Below are 17,520 nucleotides of genomic sequence, written 5' to 3'. Positions count from 1 at the left end.
CACGTAATCCTCACCATATAGTCAGGATTATGCGGCCGCGCGGCAGAACCTTGTCCGGTTCTGTCCGTTGTTCGCGGACGCGGAGGAGACGCACACGATGGCCAATGATGCGGCGGATACGGTGGTGGCGCCGCCCTCCCCGCTGTTGGCGCTCACCGAATTGCCCCGCGCGCTGCTGGAGTTCGGCATGCTGCCCTGGGCCGCCCCGGCGCTCGCCAGCGTCCCGCATGGCGACGGTCATCCCGTCCTCGTCATCCCCGGCTTCAACGCCTCGGACAAGTCGACGCGAATCCTGCGCTTCTACCTTCGCCGGCTCGGCTATGACGTTCACGGCTGGGACCTCGGGCGCAACCGGGGCCCGCGTTCGATCGGATCGGAGGGCGAGAAGCTGATCGCCCGGCTCGAGGCGATCCACGCTGCCGAGGGGCGCAGCGTCAGCGTCGTCGGCTGGAGCCTGGGCGGGATCATGGCCCGCGTGATCGCCCACCGTCGCCCGGCCATGGTGCGGCAGGTCATCACCCTCGGCGCGCCGTTCTCTGGCACGCCGCGATCGACGCGGGTGTGGCGGATCTACGAATATCTGTCGGGGCACAAGATCGATGACCCGGTGGCTCTTGGCTATATGGGCGAGGCCGCGCAGCAGCTGACCGTCCCGTCCACCGCGATCTGGAGCCGCGACGACGGCATCGTGCCCTGGGCCAATTGCGTCGAGCCGCATTGCGCCACCACCGACAATATCGAGATCTTTGGCAGCCACTTCGGCATGCCGGTCAATCCTGCCGTCCTCTATGCGGTGGCCGACCGGCTCGCCCAGCCGGAGGACGATTGGAAGCCGTTCGATCGGCGCGGCCTGCTACGCGCCATGGCGTACCCTACCGTCGGCCACGCCTGATCCCGCGCATCTTACGGGATCGATTGTCCGCGCCAGATCACCGGCGCGGACAATCGAACGCGTTAGCGATCAGTCCGCCTTGCGAGCGGTCTGTCCTGATTGGGTCGGGCCATAGAGCGCCGCATTGAACAGGAACTTGAACGACGGATAGGGCTGGCCGCGCTGCGTCACTTCATTGGCGAGCAGGTAAACCCGGCCCTGCCCCAGTGTCCCGTCGATCACGGTGGCCGTGCCGTTCAGTGCCTTCTGCCCCCAGGCCCAGCCAGACCGCAGCGGATCGTCGCTGGCGAACCACGCCACCCGCCGCACACCCGCCTGCCCCGGCACCGCGGCATAGGTCGGATTGTTGTTGTAGAAGATGTCGAGCGACTCGGGGAGGCCGTACGCCAGCGGGTCGCTGGGATCGACCTTTGCCTGCAACACTGAACCCGGCACATAGAATTTGGTGCTCGGCAGTGGCACGCGCTTGCCCGATGCATCGACACTGGTCAGCGCATTGTAGACAGGCAGCCCCATCTCGGCCCCGAGACGTGTTGCGCCGCCGACTGCGATCACGGTACCGCCCGCCTTGGCGAAGGCAGCGATCTGCGGCACCGTCTTCTCGCTGGTGATATGACCCAGGGTAGCGCGCCATTCGGCCGGCAGGTCGGCGGCATCCGGCTGCTTCTGTGGCGGCCGCCCCTCGCGTCCCAGCACGTCCGACTGGAACACCAGCACGTCATATTTTGCGTTCAGTCCGCTCTTGTCGAGCTCCTGCGGATAGACCCGCGTGTAGGGGAATTCGTACTTCTCGAAGATCCAGCGGTTCCAGCCCGACGCCATCGAGCCGCCATAATGGTCCACCAGCCCGATCCGCACCGGCTTCAGCTTCACCGCGTCGCCCGCAGGCTTGGCGGTAACGGCATGCGCATCGATCCCCAGCGTCCTGACCGCACCATCGACGATGCCGCTCGCAGCGCCGCCCGCCGGGATCCACAAGGCGCCCGGGGCCAGCTGCTCGCCGCCAATGGTCACACCCTGGTTCAGCCAGTACACCGGCACTCCGGCCTTCAGCAGCCGATTGGTCAGGATGAAGCTGTTGTTGGTCGCATGGCTGACGACATAACCCGCCCCACCGTCGCCGATCACGCGCCCGGCCGGCGGAGTCTGGATCACATCGGTGACTTGCGGGAAATGCTGCGGCGCGCCGTCGAGCAGGCGATCGAACGTGACGTTCATCTGATACGCCAGCGTGTAGCCGGTGATGTCATACGGCCGGATCGGCGGCCCGCCCGGATAGGCGAAGTCCTGCGGATGGTCCTGCGGCTCAAACATGTCGAGCACGTGCGGGCGAAACGCCTGGTCGGACCGCACAATGTACGAGCCGGCGGCATAGCGTTTGCCGCCATAGCTGAACGGCTTGTCCGCCCGTTCCACCTCGACCCCGGTCTTGATCAGCGAGTTGAGGAAATCCACCGTGGTGGGCAGATCCGCCTGCTTGTCGACCGGCAGCACGAACGCGCGCGGCGCGCGATATTGTGGATCGCGCAGGATCGTCTGGTACAGCGTGGAGGGCACGATATCGCGCGTGTTATACCCGGCCAGATCGTCTAGCGCGCTACCGCCGCTCTCCTTCTTCAGCCGCTCCGCCGCCGCCTTGACCGCGTCGATCCGCTTGGGCGTGACAACCCAGCTATCCTCGCTACCCTTCTGGATCTGGTTTCGACCCATGACGTAGCGGTTGAACAGCACCGTCTCGCGGTTGCGCGAGGCATAGTCGAGGATCGCCCGCGACATTTCCTTCACGTAATCGATCGACTGCTGGAAGTGCCATTTCTGCGGCGCGATCGTCATCACGCCATCGGATGTGGCGAGCTGCTTCGCCGGCACGAGCGGGATTTCCATCGGCGTCGGGCTGCCGATGATCTCGGTCAGGATGCCGATTTGATTGTGGAAATAGCCGACCGTGCGGACGCCGCCGTTGAACCAGGTCGAATAGGGTGCGCCCGATCGCGAGACTGACCCGCCCTTCCCCTGCGCCACCAGTCGCGCATGCATCGCCGTACCCACGGCATCCGTCTGGTTGATGACCAGCGGCTCGTTGTTGAAATTGTACGGATCGCGGAAGGGCGGGATGAACACCACCGTGCCAACCGGCCCGGTCTGATGCTGGTTATAGAGGATCTGGGGGAACCACTCGCGATAGGCCGCGCGGTTCATGTTGGTAGTCTCGGGCTGGTGCGAGGCGTAGCTGTCGCGGTTGTTATCGTGCCCGACGTACTTCTGGTAAAGCACGGGGATCGTGTTCGTGCTGCGTTTCGCCTTGTCCGCGGGGCGCATGTACCAGTCGGCAACGAGGTCCAGCCCGTCCGGGTTGGCGAACACATAGAGCCCGATCGTGTCGTTCAGGATGCGCATCGTCTCGGGGTCAGTCCGCGTCAGCATTTCGTGGATCAGCTGAACGTGGCTTTGCGCGTTGACGACTTCGGTCGCATGCAGCCCGGCGTCGATCCACACGACGGCCTTGCCCTGGTCGGCCAGCGCTTTCGCCTGATCGTCGGTCAGCCCCTTGGCCAGCGCGAGCTGCTGCGCAATGCCGCGATAACGATCAAGGTTGCGGATGTTCTCTGGCGACGAGATGATCGCCATATATTGTTCGCGACCCTCGGCGGTCTTGCCGATGCTCACCAGCTTCATCCGGTCACTTTCCTGTGACACCTTCTGAAGCCACTCGCTGATCTGCTTGTAATTGGCGAGGAAATAGTCGGAGCCCGGCTTTGCCTTGAGCACCGCGACCGGGTCGGTCACGGTCCGCGACTGGGCGGTTGCCGCGCCGCTGGCGAAAACGATCGACAGCCCTGTGGCTGCCAGCATCAATGCGCGCATCGTGATCTGCTCCCCCTGTTTACTTCGCCCCCGCAAGCATCAGCAATGTGGCGAGGCTCACCGCCATGCTGTCCACGTCCTTTGGCTTGTCGACCACCATCGCCTCTTCCAGCGAATGCGCCCGCATCGTCTGGAAGCCGGATCCCAGCGTCACCGCCGGGATGCCAAGGCTCATCGGAATGTTGGAATCGGTCGATCCCGCGCCATAGCTGGGCGTGAAGCCCGCTGCCCTGGTGACGGCGGTCGCGATCTGGACGATGTCGGTCGACGACGCCGTGGTGCCGACCGGCCGGTCACCGACCTGCTTCGCCTCATAGGTGATCTTGCCCTTGGCGGTGGGCCGCGCGGCGTTCTCCGCCGCTACTGCGCCCGGCAACATGGCGAGGAAGTTCTTCTCCACCGTGTCCAGTTCGGCCTTGCCGACCGACCGCATGTCCACCGTCATCGCGGTCGAAAACGGGATCGAATTGACCGAGGTGCCACCTTCCAGCAGGCCGACATTGTACACGGTGCGCGGTTCCGCCGGCACCTTCATCTTGCCGAACTCGACCATGGCATTGGCCATGGCATAGGCGGGGTTCACCAGGCCGAAATCGCCCATCGAATGGCCGCCCGGCCCCGAGAATGTCACCTTGTAGCGCTTCGATCCGACCCCCGCATTGGTGATGCGCCCCGCGCGCCCCGGCTCCAGCGAGATGAAGTAGCCGATTCGATCCTTCAGCGGCCCCTTGGTGAACAGATAGCGCGTGCCGCGCAGATCGCCCGGCCCTTCCTCGCCGACATTGCCCATGAAGACGATGTCCGACTTGGTGGTGAACTTCGCCTCGTTCATCGCGCGGATGAACGCCAGCAGCACCGGCAGGCTCGACGTGTCATCGCCGATGCCCGGCGCGTAGAGCATGTTGCCTTCACGCCGCACCTTCACGTTGGTGCCTTCGGGGAACACCGTATCAAGGTGCGCGGTGATGACGATCAGCGGCCCGCCGCCGGTGCCCTTGCGGGTGCCGTACACATTGCCTTCCGCGTCGGTGGTCAGGTCGGTCAGCCCTTCGGCGCGCAGCATCTCCAGGAATGCGGCGGCGCGCTTGGCTTCCTTGAAGGGCGGCGCTTCAATCTCGGTCAGCGTGATGACATCCGCCACGACGCGATCGTGATCGGCGGCAAGCTTGGCCTTGGCGGCGGCGAACTTGGGGCTGGACAGGAACTGCTTGGCTGCTGCGTCCCGGTTCTGCGCGACTGCCGCTGCCGGCGCCATCGCGCTCGCCAGCAATGCCAAGGTCAACAGCGTCTTCATTCATGCCCCCTCGTTGCGATGTACCGCCGGCGATCGCGGCGACCACCATGTCGCCGGTACCGCCAAGTCGGCACCATGTGCGTCGCGCCGCTCTTGCAGTCACGATCGCCTGTTCACCGCATGCTACTCACGAAAGTGGCGGGGACGAGTGCCAATCGCGTCAGGGAACTGATTGATTGTTCAACGTCGCATAACCGCAGGCTAAGCGCCTCGCCCCCACTCACCCCGCGCATACGCGACCGTGCGCTCGGCAAGAACGTCGGTGGCGTCGATCAGCGGCACGGGAAGCTCGCCGTCGGCGATCACCAGCGGCACTTCGGTACAGCCGGCGATGATAATCTCTGCGCCCTGATCCAGCAGGTGGTGCGCCGTTGCGCGTACCCCAGCCGTGCCCACATCAAGCTCGCCCCGCTTGATTTGCCAGATCGCGTCCATGAACGCTGCCCGTGCCGCATCGTCGGGTGTGACAGCGGTGAGCCCAGCCGCATCCAGCGCGCGTTCGTACAGCTTCGCCTCCGCCGCGCCAGCGACGGCAAGGACGCCGATCCGCCGCGCCTCGGGATGGCGGCGACGGACGGCGGCCACTGCCTCGTCGATCAGGTGAACGAAGGGCAGCGGCGTGGCGGCGCGCACCGCATCGGCAAAGGCGTGCGCGGCGTTGCATGGCATCGCCAGCACGCCCGCCCCCGCCGCCGCCAACCCGCGCGCCATCGCGGCGAGCGCCGGGGCCGGCGACGGACCGGTGCCCGCGATCGCGGCATTGCGATCGGGCAGCGCGGGATTGCTGTCGGCAATCACCCGCACATTGTCCTGCTCCCGCGCTGCGCCGCGTTGCGAGTGGCGCAGGACCTTCGCCATGAAATCGATCGTCGCGGCGGGGCCCATGCCCCCCAGCACGCCGATCGCCAGCGGGTGGTCGGTCATCAGAAGGCAGCGTCGCCGGTAAACAGCGGCTGGTATGCATAGAGCGCGGGCGAGCCACCGGTGTGAACAAAGAGCACGCGCTCATCCGCATGGATCTCGCCGGAACGGACCATGCCGATCAGCCCCGCCGCCGCCTTCCCGGTATAAACCGGATCCAGCAGCACCCCTTCGAGCGAGGCGAACAGGCGTACCGCCTCGACCATCTCCTCGGTCGGCAGCGAATAGCCGGGCCCGACCCATTCGTCGCGGCATTCGATCTCGTCCGGCGTGATCTCGGGAACGACCCCGGCCAGCGCGGCAACCTCCCGCGCCAGGCGAAGCACATTCGCCTCCTGCTCCGCGCGGGGACGCCGCACGTTGACGCCCGTCACCGGGATGCCCGCGCTGTTGCCGATCAGGCCGGCGACGATCCCCGCATGGGTACCGGCGCTGCCGCTCGCCACGACGATCCGGTCAAACGCGACGCCATCGGCAAACGACTGCTGAAGGATTTCCTCGGCGCAGGCGACATAGCCGAGCGCGCCCAGCGGGTTGGAGCCGCCACCGGGGATGATGTAGCCGCGCCGCCCCTCGGCCGCGAGGTCGCCGGCGATCTTCTCCATCGCGGCCTGAAGATCATCGCCCAGCGCGACCACCGTCACGGCCTCGACGCCGAGCAGGTCGAACAGTAAATTGTTGCCCGACGCGGTCTTGTCATAGCTGTCCGGCACACGCTGCTCGAGCACGAGGCGGCATTTCAGCCCCTCGCGAACCGCGGCGGCCAGCGTCAGGCGGCAATGGTTGCTCTGCACTGCGCCGACCGTGATCAGCGTATCCGCGCCCTGCGCCAGCGCATCCGCAACCAGGAATTCGAGCTTGCGGGTCTTGTTGCCCCCACCGGTCAGGCCGAGCAGGTCGTCACGCTTGATGAAGAGCTCCGGCCCGGCGAGCGCCTTGGTCAGATGCGGCATGGGCTCGATCGGGGTTGCGCCGGGCGTGTAGCGCCGGCGCGCGAAACGCGCGAGATTCATGATGGTCGGCTCCGATCCTGCTGGTCGGGGCGTTCAACGCCCGGACGACCCTTTGGTGTTCCACGATCGTCCAGCGCCGTCTCCGGCCGTCATCGGGACTGGATCGATCTCCTGCACCGCAGTTCACACAGCAGGCCGTTGTTCGACAAGCTTTCAGTGTTGGCGGGCACCCATAGCATTTCGGCAATCATCCCGCTCGGCGCTCGGCCCCTGCGCCTCGATCATCCCCGCCATGAGGTCGGTGAAGCTGCGCGCGACCCGCGACAGCGGATGCGCGGAGAGATGCTGGACCGACAGGCCAAAGGTCACGGCCGGTTCGACGGGGCGGAAATGCAGGTCGTCACCGACAAAGGCCTGAGCGGTGAACTGGTCGACGATCGCAACCCCCGATCCACTCCGCGCCAGCGCCGCCGCGATATAGACGGACTTCACCTGGATCGCGGGTGTGCTCTTCAGCGTGCCGGCCATGACAGGTGCAATCAGGTCGCCGATCGACACGCTCGGCGCGAGCCCGATCAGTTCCTGGCTGCGCAGAAGATCGATCGGTATCGCACTTAAATCACGGTCAAACATGCCCTCGACGAACAGCGCGCCGACGCACCCCTGCCCGAGCGAGAAGGCAGCGATCTCGGGGTCACCTACCGCATGGTGACCAATCACGAAGTCGCACTCGCGCGACATCAGCGCCGCGCGGAATTCGTCATGGTGGATCGCCGACACCTCAAAGGTCACACGCGGCCACTTCTGCCGAAAGACCGAGATCGCGCGCGGCAGCTTCGCCAGCGCCAGCGAGGGAAGCACACCGATCCGGATATGCCCCTCCGACGGCGAGCGCAGGTTGCGCGCCGCCCGCTGGAAGGTGTCGATCCGGCTGTGCAGATCGTCCACCTCGCGAAACAGGATATGCGCTTCCTCGGTCGGGGTCAGCCGGCCGCGCACCAGGGTGAACAACCGGAAGCCGAGCCGGCTTTCGGCATGCTTCACGATCTTGCTGACCGATGGCTGGGATACATTCAGCAGACGCGACGCACCGCTGATCGATCCCACGGAATAGACGGCGTGAAACACCTCGATGTGGCGCAGGTTCATGACGCTCCCCGGTTGATCTTGCTCTCGTCCCTGCTGCGGCGTTTTATGGTTATGAAGGAACGTTATCAGATCGAGCAGCGTTTTCGCCAGACCTCTGGCGACCTCGAACATAACTTTTTGTTCTAACCTGCTTATGCCTTTTGCATGTGTCCGACCACAATCGGCACGTCCCATGGCATCAATGAAACAGCGGCACCCCGCGGCCCGGGCAATCGCCGCAGCTTCCGCCCCGTTGCGCCCGGCGGCGTTTGGCGCTTAGCGTCACGGCATGGCTACACGCGTGCTACGATGGTTGCTGAAGGCGGCGTTCTGGTTCGTCGCCCTGTCGGTGTTGCTGGTCGTCGCGCTCCGCTTCGTGCCGCCGCCGTTCACCTTCACGATGCTCGGCGATCTCCTGGCCGGCCGCTCCGTCACCAAGCAATGGATGCCGCTCGATCGGATCGATCCCGACATGGCGCGGGCCGCGATCGCCGGGGAGGACGCCAAATTCTGCAGCCATCACGGCTTCGACCTGGAGGCGATTGCCGGCGCCGCCTATCGCAACGCGCAAGGAGGCCGGATTCGCGGGGGCTCCACAATCAGCCAGCAGACGGCGAAGAACGTCTTCCTCTTCCAGGGCGGCGGCTACATCCGCAAGGCGTTCGAGGCATGGTTCACCCTCCTGATCGAGGCGATCTGGGGCAAGCGGCGGATCATGGAGGTCTATCTCAACGTCGCGGAAACCGGCATCGGCACCTATGGCGCCGAGGCGGGCGCGCAGCGCTATTTCAATCACTCGGCGAGCAAGCTGACGCCGACCGAGGCGGCCCGCATCGCCGCGGTACTGCCCTTGCCGAAGAAGCGCGAGGCTGTCGCGCCCAGCGGCTTTGTCCGCCGCCACGGCAATACGATCGCTCGCTACGTCGGCGTGGTCCGCCGGCAGGGGCTGGACGCCTGTATCCGGCCGCCCAACCCCTGATCGACGAAATTACTTGGTAGCGCCCTCGATCGCGGCACCAGCCTTGTCGGCCGTGTCGCCGACGCTCTTGGCGGCCGAGCTGATCGCCCGGGTTTCCATATTGTCGTTCTTCGACTGATTGAACAGGAAGAAGGCGGCAACCACGACCGCCAGCAGCACGGCAAGCCCGATCAGCATGCCGCCACCGCCCCCACGCCGCTCGATGATCGTCGTATTCGGCGTGGAGGTCTCGGTCACACGTTCGTCGGTCATGTGTTTCTCCATCATTACTGATGAAGCGCAACGTTGACCGATCAATTGTTGTTCCAGCGCTGCAATGAAGCGCGCCGCGGCTACATCATCAGAACGGCAGCTTGAAGCCCGGCGGCAGCGGCAGGCCGCTCGTCATCTTCGCCATTTCCTGTGACGACACGGCATCTGCCTTGGTGCGCGCATCGTTGAACGCTGCGGCGACCAGATCTTCCAGCATCTGCTTCTCGCTCGGCACGATCAGCGAATCGTCGATCGATACTGACAGGATGCGACCCTTGGCACTCGCCTTGATCTTCACCAGGCCGCCCCCGGAAACACCCTCGACCTCGATCTTGTCGAGCGTGTTCTGCGCCTCGTCCATCTGCTTCTGGACATTCTCTGCCGCGCTCTGCGCTGCGGCGAGAAGCTCGTTGATATCCTTCACGCGCTATTCCTCTTGTTAGGCCAATCGATAAGTTCGGCGTCCGGAAACGCCTCCATTGCCGCCTGCACGATGGGCGAGGCGAGCACCGCCTGGCGTTCCGCCTCCGCGACGGCGTCCTGCGCCTCCTTCAGCGTTGGCTCACCCGGCGCATCAAGCAGGCTGAGCTTCCACGCGACACCTGTGATTGTCCGCAGCGCCGCCGCCGTTTCCGACAATGTATCGGCGGCGATCGGCCGAGTGCCGCTCAGCACAATCTCCGGCGGCTGGTAGCTGACGATCCGCGCCCCATGTGCCAGCCGCACGGCCAGCAGATGATGGCCATGCACCTCCATCTGCTCGACAAGGGCGGCAAAGGTCTCGGGCATCGCGGGCGCGGCGGGTTCCTCTACCACCGCGACCGGCGCCGGCGCGGGTGCGGGTGCGGCCGCGCTGGCAGACTGCGGCGAGGTGGCGGCAGGGCCCTCCCCCTTGGTGATCGCGCGGGCAAGCTCGCCCGGGTCGGGCAAGGACCGGGCATGGATCACCCGCAGCAGCGTCATTTCCGCCGCCTCGATCGGCAACGCGGCGCGCGCCACCTCGTCATGCCCCTTCAGCAGCAATTGCCAAAGGCGGTGGAGCAGCGGGAAGGATAACGCCTCCGCCCATTCGCGATAGGCCGCGCGCTCCTCGGCGGGCTGTGCCGGGTCCTCGGCCGTCCCGACCTTGGTCAGCGTGATGCCGTGCACCGCCTCCAGCAGCGCACGCAGCACGCCGGTGGGATCGACGCCGTAATCATATTGCCGCCGCAGCGCGGCCAGCGCCCCCGGCGCATCGCCGGCGAGCAGCAGCGCCAACAGGTCGCGCACCGCGCCGCGGTCGGACAGCCCCAGCATCTCGCGCACCGCGGCGGCGGATACGCCGCTGCCCTCGGTATCGGCATGGGCGATCGCCTGGTCCAGGATCGACAGGCCGTCGCGCGCCGATCCCTCCGCCGCCCGCGCGATCAGCGCCAGCGCCTCGGGCTCGGCCGACACGCCTTCCTGCGTGCTCACCGCGGCGAAATGCTCAGCCAGCTTCTCCGCCGGGATGCGGCGCAGGTCGAACCTTTGGCATCGCGACAGGACAGTGACCGGCACCTTGTTCACCTCGGTCGTGGCGAACAGGAATTTCACATGCCCCGGCGGCTCCTCCAGCGTCTTGAGCAACCCGTTGAAGGCCGCCTTGGACAGCATGTGGACTTCGTCGATGATGTAGATCTTGTAGCGCGCCGACACCGCGGCATAGCGCGACGCCTCGATGATCTCGCGGATGTCGTCGATGCCGGTATGGCTCGCCGCGTCCATCTCGATCACGTCGATATGCCGGCCTTCCGCGATCGCGCGGCACGGCTCGCACACGCCGCAGGGATCGATCGTTGGCCCGCCGGTGCCATCGGGGCCGATGCAGTTCAGCGCCTTGGCGATCAGCCGCGCGGTCGACGTCTTGCCGACACCACGCACCCCGGTGAGCAGAAAGGCATGGGCGATGCGGTCACGCCGGATCGCGTTCTCCAGCGTCCGCACCATCGCTTCCTGGCCGATCAGCGCCTGAAACGTCTGCGGGCGATATTTACGCGCCAGCACGCGATACGCTTCCCCACCACGCGTTGGCTGCGAGGGTTCGTCCAGGCCGAGAAGAGAGTCGCTCATCGCCGCCTATCTAGTGTCGCAGGCCGCGCTTGTCGAAGGGGCTGTTTGCCGATTGGCGAGGGGGAGCGCTGCGTCGCGCTGCGCACTGCGGTGGGAGCCGGAACGACCCGCAGCGAAATCGTTGTGGCTGCTTCCGTCAGGATCTGACCAGGTTGGCGACGACTACGTCCGCCCGACTCCCGGGGCGCCATATGGCCGAGCAATGCGCGGTGTTCAAGTGCGCGCGATACGCGCCGTCAGGCCGTCCATCGCATCGTCCAGCACGATCTGGCACGACAGCCGGCTGGTGCGCGTCGCACCGGGCGCCAGATCGAGCATATCCTCCTCTTCCTCGCTCGCTGGGGGCAAGCGATCGAAGTCGGTCGCGTCGATGATGACATGGCAGGTCGCGCAGGCCATCTGCCCCTCGCACGTCCCTTCCAGTGGCATGCCGATCCGCTGGCCCACGTCGAGCAGCCGCTCCCCGGCCGCCGCATCGGTGTCGATCGCCCGGCCATCCTCGTCGATGAAACGGATCTTCATGCCATCATCAGCTGCGCGTCGGCAGCCGCGACGATCGCATCCAGCCCGGCGCGAAGGTCCGCCTCGGTGGTGTAGCGGCCAAAGCCCAGCCGGATGGACGACCGCGCATCGGCATCGAGCAGCCCGATCGCCTTCAGCACATGGCTGGTCCGCCCCGAACCGCTGGCGCACGCCGATCCGGCCGAAAAGGCGACGTCACGGCAATCGCTCATCAACCGCGCCACATCCAGGCCGCGGCGACGGACGTTGAGATTGCCGCAATAGCGGTGCTCCGCCGATCCGTTGATCGTCCAGCCGCTCAGCCGCTCGGTGGCGAGTGCCCACAGCCGTTCGACATGCGTGGCATCCGCCTCGTACCGCTCGCCCATCAGCCGCGCTGCCACGCCAAATCCGACGCACAGCGCCGGGCTCAGCGTGCCGGAGCGGCCACCCTCCTGGTCGCCGCCATGCAGCAGCGGCTCGATCGACACGCCGTCGCGCACCCACAAGGCGCCGATCCCCTTGGGTCCGTGGATCTTGTGCGCGGAAATCGCCACCAGGTCGCATTCCTCCGGGATGGCGATGCGGCCATATCCCTGCACCGCGTCGCACAGCACCAACGTGCCATGCCGCTTCGCCGCGCGTACCAGTTCCGGCAGCGGCTGGATCACGCCGATCTCATTGTTGACCAGCATCGCAGCCAGCACGCCCGCGCCCTGCCCCAGTACGCGATGCGCCACCCACAGGTCGATGCGTCCATCGGGGCGCACCGGCAACACGGTCAGCTCGCGTCCGCGCGCCTGCTCGGCGCGGGCCGTGTCCAGCACCGCGGCATGTTCGCTGGCGATGGTGATCAGCGAACCCGACGTGCCCTTCAGTGCCCAGTTCAGCGCCTCTGTCGCCCCGCTGGTGAAGATCACGCGCCCGCCCGGCGGCAGCAATTGCGCCACCTGTTCGCGCGCCACCTCGACCGCCGCTCGCGCCGCGCGACCCAGCCGGCTCGGCGAATGGGGATTGGCGAACTGATCGCGCAGCCACGGCACCATCGCCTCGAACGCTTCGGGGGCAAGCGGCGTCGTCGCCTGATAATCGAGGTAGATCACGCCGCCAGCACCCGCGCGCCGCGCGCCATGTCACGCCAGGCCGAAATGAACCGCTGGACGGCCGATCTGTCCGTGGTGCGGCCAAAGCTTACCCGAATGACCTCGCGGCAGGCCTCTTCCGACCACCCCATGGCGCGCAGCACATGGCTCGGCTTCAGGCTGCCGCTCGCGCACGCGCTCCCCGCCGACACCGAAATGCCCGCCATGTCGAGGCGGATCAGCTGCGCGTTGGCGCTCATGCCGGCCAGCCGGTAACTGCCGATCGCCGGATGACGCGGCGCGTTTTTCGCCACCACTTCACCGCCCGATCGCATGATGGCGTCATCAAGAATAGCACGCAACTCCTTGTGATCCGGCTCATTCTCGCCGAGTGCTGCGGCATAGCCCAGCACCCCGGGCACATTCTCCGTCCCCGCGCGATAGCCCCGTTCCTGCCCGCCGGTGGGCTGGAGCGTCGCCAGATCGCGGATCAGAAGCGCCCCCACCCCCGGCGGCCCGCCCCGCTTGTGCGCGGACACTGCGATGAAATCCGCATGTGCCGACAGCGCATCCGACGCCGGCATCTGCGCTGCATCGACCAGCAACAGCCCGCCAGCGGCGTGCACGATCTCCGCAATCTCGGCGATCGGCTGGATCACGCCAGTCTCGCTATTGCACCACTGGATGCAGGTGATCGGCCGCCCCCGCGCGCGGTCGCTGCTCCAGCAAGCATGCCCCCGCAGCGCCGCCACATCGACAAGCCCGTGCGCCGTCACCGGCAGCACATGGGCCTGCTCGCCCGCCGCGCGCATCACTGCGTCATGCTCGACCGCGGAAATGAAGCGTGGTCCGGCAACCGCCCGGCCAAGCGCGATGGCCAGCGATTCACTCGCCCCGCTCGTCAACAGCACCTCATGCTGCCAGCCATAGGCGGTGCCGATCGCACGCCGCGCTTCCTCAAGCGCGGCACGCGCCGCGCGTCCCTCGGCATGGGGCGACGACGGGTTGGCCCATAGCGCCACGCCCCGCGCCATCGCCTCACGCGCGGCAGGGGTGATAGCGGTGGTTGCAGCATGGTCCAGATAGAGGCGCTCGGGCAAAACTCGTTCCATATTCCGATGCATCCCCTATATAGTGCGGCGTTCATGGCGCCACACCCGGCGCCCTCCACAGACAAGAGTAACGATGCCTGAAGTGATCTTTCCTGGCCCCGAGGGCCGCCTCGAGGGACGTTTTGCACCCGCCCCGAAGCCGCGCGCACCGGTGGCGATGATTCTGCATCCGCACCCTACCGCCGGCGGCACGATGAACAACCACATCGTCCAGGCGCTCTACAAGACCTTTCAGCGTCGCGGCTTCGCTACCCTGCGCTTCAACTTCCGCGGCGTCGGCAAGAGCCAGGGCACGTTCGACAATGGCGTCGGCGAGCTTTCCGACGCTGCCAGCGCGCTGGATTGGGTGCAGAGCTTCCACCCCGAGGCGCAGACGACCTGGATCGCGGGCTTCAGCTTCGGTGCCTGGATCGGCATGCAGCTGCTGATGCGCCGTCCGGAAATCCGCGGCTTCATCTCGATCGCCCCGCCGGCCAATCTCTACGACTTCACCTTCCTCGCCCCGTGCCCCTCGTCGGGCATCATCATCCAGGGCGCCGAGGATGAAGTGGCGACCCCGCCGGCCACGCAGAAGCTGGTCGACAAGCTGCGCACCCAGAAGCACATCACCATCCATCACGATGTGATCCCGGGCGCCAACCACTTCTTCGAGCATGAGATGGACGACCTGATGAAGTCGGTCGATGGCTATCTCGACATGCGGCTCGACCCCAACTGCCCGATCAAGTAATCGGTGTGGCAGCGAGCGGCACCGCGCCGCTCGCTGCACCCATCGCGCTGTGACGCGTCATAGCGTCCAAATTGCGACATTGCCGAACAGCACCAGCGCCATGATGATCAGCAGCCAGCCACGCTTCGGATCGCGGCGGGACCGAATCATCCAGCCTCCGCCCAGGACACAGGCGAAAGCCGCGAGAATCGCGATCGCGGGGGCTGCATTGGCAATGGCGTCCATGATGTCCTTCTGACTGTGATGTAATTGCCGGCCGCCCGCGCTGGCCGTGTCTGCATATTGATCAGGCGCCGCCTACAGCGTGTCGCGCGTTAGCCGCCGGCGAGCACCCGCGCATAAGCGGCCGTATCCACGTTGCCGCCTGACAGGATCACCAACGTGCCCGGCTCGGCCGCGACCTTCCCGGCGAGCAGGGCAGCCAGGGCAACCGCGCCGCCCGGCTCCACTACCAGCCGCAGCTTCTCGGCTGCCCAGCGCTGTGCGGCCGCAACCTGTTCCTCGCTCACCGCCACGCCCTGCGCATCGCGACGCGCCAACACGTCAAAGGTCAGCGACGCCACCTGTTTGGTCATCAACGCATCGCACGCCGTCGTCGGCGGCGAATCCTCGACCGGCAGTATCCAGCTCGCCTCCAGGCTGCGGCGCATGTCGTCCCACCCCTCGGGCTCCGCCACGGTAATGGCCGCCTCGGGAAGCGCCAGCGCCAGGCCGGCGGCCAGGCCACCGCCACCGCATGGCGCCAGGACGCGCGTGGGTGCGCCCAGCCCGGCCGCCTCCATCTGGGCCGCGGCCTCGATCCCGGCGCTGCCCTGCCCCTCGATGATCCACGGATCATCGAAGCTGGGGACGAGCGTGGCGCCGCGCGCCTCGGCCAGCGATGCGGCTATCTGCTCACGCGACTCGGCGTGGCGGTCATAGCGGACAACCTCGGCACCCAGCGCCAGCGTGCCCTCGACCTTCGCGCGTGGCGCGTCAGACGGCATGACGACGCTCGCCGGCATACCCAGGCGCCGCGCCGCCCAGGCGATTCCCTGCGCATGGTTGCCGCTCGAAAATGCCACCACGCCGCGCGCCCGCGCCGCATGGTCCATCGCGGTCAGCCTGTGCCACGCGCCGCGGATCTTGAACGCACCGATCGGCTGCAGCGATTCTGCCTTGAACGCGACCGGGATCCCCTTGATCTCGCTCACGAATAAGGGGGTCGGGGGCAGGATCGCAGCGATCTTCGCCGCAGCGTCGCGGACGCCTGCACGGGTGGGCTGTCGCAAAATGGTCACGGGCCACCCTTTGCCGGGAAACACTACCCCGGAAAAGGTCTTTACATATGGGGTCTCTAAACCTAACTCGCGCCTCCGCTGCCCCATGGGACTTCCACCGCAAGGCAGTGATTTCGTCAACTGAAGACCGGGGGGCCCGCCTCCCTGGCATTGGAGGTCCCTTGAATTGCACCAGGATCATCGCGCGCTGGGGCTAGCGCCCCTCTCGACCGTTGCCTGCAACTCCGTTTCGGGCGCCATCGACATCGCACAGGGCAAGCCGGTCGAGCCGGTCACGCTCGTGCGTCCGCACGCCGCGGCACGCGCCGCCCGGTTCTTCGTAGAGAAGTTCCCGGGTCGCTCGATGTATGCCGTGAAGGCGAATCCGTCGCCCGAGCTCATCCAGATCCTCTGGGAGAACGGCATCACGCATTTCGACGTCGCCTCGATCGGCGAAGTGCGCATGGTTGCCCGCACGGTGCCGGAGGCCACCTTGTGCTTCATGCACCCGGTGAAGGCCGAGGAGGCCATTGCCGAGGCGTACTTCAAGCACGGTGTCCGCACGTTCAGCCTCGATTCGCTCGAAGAGCTCGACAAGATCATGCGCGCGACGCGCAATGCGGCCGACCTGACGCTCTGCGTCCGGCTACGCGTGTCGTCCGAGCATTCGAAGCTCAGCCTCGCGTCGAAGTTCGGCGTGGCGCCGCAGGATGCCAAGCCGCTGCTGTTCGCCGCGCGCCAGGCGGCCGACGCGCTCGGCATCTGCTTCCACGTCGGCAGCCAGGCGATGACGCCGGAGGCTTATTCGGATGCGATGGAGCGGGTGCGCGGCGCAATCGTCGATGCGGCGGTGACGGTCGACGTGATCGACGTTGGTGGTGGGTTCCCGTCGTCCTACCCGGGCATGGAGCCGCCGCCGCTCGAGCTCTATTTCGAGACGATCCACCGCGCCTTTGAAAGCCTGCCGATCAGCTACTCGGCGGAGCTGTGGGCGGAGCCGGGTCGTGCGTTGTGCGCCGAATACAGCAGCGTCGTCGTGCGCGTCGAAAAGCGCCGCGGCAGCGAGCTGTACATCAACGACGGCGCCTATGGCGCGCTGTTCGATGCCGCACACATCGACTGGCGCTTCCCGGTGACGCTGCTGCGCGAGCCGCAGTCCACCGTGCGCGATCATCCCTTCTCCTTCTACGGCCCGACCTGCGACGATCTCGATCACATGGCCGGTCCGTTCCTGCTGCCGGCGGATGTCGAAGCAGGCGATTACATCGAGATCGGGATGCTCGGCGCCTATGGCTCGGCGATGCGCACGGCCTTCAACGGCTTCGGATCGGACGAGACGGTGATCGTCGAGGACGAGCCAATGGTGTCGCTCTACGCCGAGGTGGAACGCGAAGCTGCGTCCAACGTCGTAAAGCTGTAACCGACCGATTACATTGAGATAGACGGCGGCGCTCGCAGGGG

General features: G+C 66.4%; 17 protein-coding genes and 1 other RNA gene. 4 read left to right on the top strand and 14 right to left on the bottom strand.

The window, feature by feature from the left end; translation table 11 throughout:
• The first annotated feature begins 97 nt into the window (after nt 1-97).
• Nucleotides 98-892, top strand: a complete 795-nt coding sequence (locus tag CA236_RS02680) for a hypothetical protein (protein WP_046411637.1) — start codon at nt 98-100, stop codon at nt 890-892.
• Nucleotides 893-961: 69 nt separating this feature from the next.
• Here the strand turns inward: CA236_RS02680 and CA236_RS19315 are convergent, their stop codons facing one another.
• The 5 genes from CA236_RS19315 to CA236_RS02655 form a co-directional block, all read right to left on the bottom strand.
• Entirely contained in the window at nt 962-3,757 is a 2,796-nt protein-coding gene (locus CA236_RS19315) for a M14 metallopeptidase family protein (RefSeq protein ID WP_125944441.1), read from the bottom strand.
• Between the two features lie 19 nt (nt 3,758-3,776).
• Nucleotides 3,777-5,051: a M20/M25/M40 family metallo-hydrolase gene (locus CA236_RS02670; RefSeq protein WP_125944440.1), complete on the bottom strand. Its 1,275-nt coding sequence runs from the start codon at nt 5,049-5,051 to the stop codon at nt 3,777-3,779.
• Nucleotides 5,052-5,252: 201 nt separating this feature from the next.
• Nucleotides 5,253-5,975, bottom strand: coding sequence for an amino acid racemase (locus CA236_RS02665; RefSeq protein WP_046410093.1), 723 nt, complete (start codon nt 5,973-5,975; stop codon nt 5,253-5,255).
• A complete protein-coding gene (locus tag CA236_RS02660; RefSeq protein WP_125944439.1) occupies nt 5,975-6,985 on the bottom strand; it encodes a D-cysteine desulfhydrase in 1,011 nt (336 codons plus the stop codon). Before CA236_RS02660 ends, CA236_RS02665 begins: the two co-directional genes overlap by 1 nt.
• 153 nt (nt 6,986-7,138) lie before the next feature.
• Complete coding sequence (locus tag CA236_RS02655; RefSeq protein ID WP_125944438.1) at nt 7,139-8,248, bottom strand: LysR family transcriptional regulator; 1,110 nt, start codon at nt 8,246-8,248, stop codon at nt 7,139-7,141.
• A gap of 94 nt (nt 8,249-8,342) precedes the next feature.
• Here CA236_RS02655 and mtgA point away from each other — a divergent pair, with 94 nt between their 5' ends.
• Nucleotides 8,343-9,032 (top strand): monofunctional biosynthetic peptidoglycan transglycosylase, encoded by a 690-nt coding sequence (gene mtgA, locus CA236_RS02650; protein ID WP_125944437.1) that lies wholly within the window; start codon nt 8,343-8,345, stop codon nt 9,030-9,032.
• A 9-nt stretch (nt 9,033-9,041) separates the two neighbouring features.
• Here mtgA and CA236_RS02645 read toward each other — a convergent pair whose 3' ends face one another.
• The 7 genes from CA236_RS02645 to CA236_RS02615 all read right to left on the bottom strand — a co-directional run bounded on the left by CA236_RS02645 (nt 9,042) and on the right by CA236_RS02615 (nt 14,070).
• Nucleotides 9,042-9,284 carry a hypothetical protein gene (locus tag CA236_RS02645; protein WP_046411634.1) on the bottom strand — a complete coding sequence of 81 codons (243 nt, stop codon included), beginning with the start codon at nt 9,282-9,284 and terminating at the stop codon, nt 9,042-9,044.
• A gap of 88 nt (nt 9,285-9,372) precedes the next feature.
• Nucleotides 9,373-9,708: a YbaB/EbfC family nucleoid-associated protein gene (locus tag CA236_RS02640; RefSeq protein WP_046410087.1), complete on the bottom strand. Its 336-nt coding sequence runs from the start codon at nt 9,706-9,708 to the stop codon at nt 9,373-9,375.
• Nucleotides 9,705-11,375: a DNA polymerase III subunit gamma/tau gene (locus tag CA236_RS02635; RefSeq protein WP_125944436.1), complete on the bottom strand. Its 1,671-nt coding sequence runs from the start codon at nt 11,373-11,375 to the stop codon at nt 9,705-9,707. The genes CA236_RS02640 and CA236_RS02635 overlap by 4 nt, the downstream gene beginning before the upstream one ends.
• Nucleotides 11,376-11,461: 86 nt before the next feature.
• Nucleotides 11,462-11,559: signal recognition particle sRNA small type (gene ffs / locus CA236_RS02630), an RNA gene on the bottom strand.
• A gap of 29 nt (nt 11,560-11,588) precedes the next feature.
• Nucleotides 11,589-11,897: a 2Fe-2S iron-sulfur cluster-binding protein gene (locus tag CA236_RS02625; RefSeq protein WP_125944435.1), complete on the bottom strand. Its 309-nt coding sequence runs from the start codon at nt 11,895-11,897 to the stop codon at nt 11,589-11,591.
• A complete protein-coding gene (locus tag CA236_RS02620; RefSeq protein ID WP_125944434.1) occupies nt 11,894-12,979 on the bottom strand; it encodes a cysteine desulfurase family protein in 1,086 nt (361 codons plus the stop codon). The genes CA236_RS02625 and CA236_RS02620 overlap by 4 nt, the downstream gene beginning before the upstream one ends.
• Nucleotides 12,976-14,070 (bottom strand): aminotransferase class V-fold PLP-dependent enzyme, encoded by a 1,095-nt coding sequence (locus CA236_RS02615; protein ID WP_125944433.1) that lies wholly within the window; start codon nt 14,068-14,070, stop codon nt 12,976-12,978. Before CA236_RS02615 ends, CA236_RS02620 begins: the two co-directional genes overlap by 4 nt.
• Before the next feature lie 73 nt (nt 14,071-14,143).
• Here CA236_RS02615 and CA236_RS02610 point away from each other — a divergent pair, with 73 nt between their 5' ends.
• A complete protein-coding gene (locus CA236_RS02610) occupies nt 14,144-14,800 on the top strand; it encodes an alpha/beta hydrolase (RefSeq protein WP_046410080.1) in 657 nt (218 codons plus the stop codon).
• 57 nt (nt 14,801-14,857) lie between these two features.
• On the opposite strand, the gene CA236_RS18680 is transcribed toward CA236_RS02610, so the two are convergent.
• Together CA236_RS18680 and CA236_RS02605 are read right to left on the bottom strand one after the other, a co-directional pair.
• On the bottom strand, nt 14,858-15,025 hold the full coding sequence (locus CA236_RS18680) for a hypothetical protein (RefSeq protein ID WP_164518828.1): 168 nt from the start codon (nt 15,023-15,025) through the stop codon (nt 14,858-14,860).
• A gap of 89 nt (nt 15,026-15,114) precedes the next feature.
• Nucleotides 15,115-16,080, bottom strand: a complete 966-nt coding sequence (locus CA236_RS02605) for a pyridoxal-phosphate dependent enzyme (RefSeq protein ID WP_241212492.1) — start codon at nt 16,078-16,080, stop codon at nt 15,115-15,117.
• A gap of 166 nt (nt 16,081-16,246) precedes the next feature.
• Here CA236_RS02605 and CA236_RS02600 point away from each other — a divergent pair, with 166 nt between their 5' ends.
• Complete coding sequence (locus CA236_RS02600; protein ID WP_046410076.1) at nt 16,247-17,479, top strand: type III PLP-dependent enzyme; 1,233 nt, start codon at nt 16,247-16,249, stop codon at nt 17,477-17,479.
• Nucleotides 17,480-17,520 lie beyond the last annotated feature (41 nt).

It is taken from the genome of Sphingomonas sp. ABOLG, from assembly GCF_003950435.1.
GTDB classification, from domain to species: domain Bacteria; phylum Pseudomonadota; class Alphaproteobacteria; order Sphingomonadales; family Sphingomonadaceae; genus Sphingomonas; species Sphingomonas panaciterrae.
The sequence above is the reverse complement of the archived record's forward strand: the minus strand, read 5'-3'. Positions and strand labels throughout refer to the sequence as shown.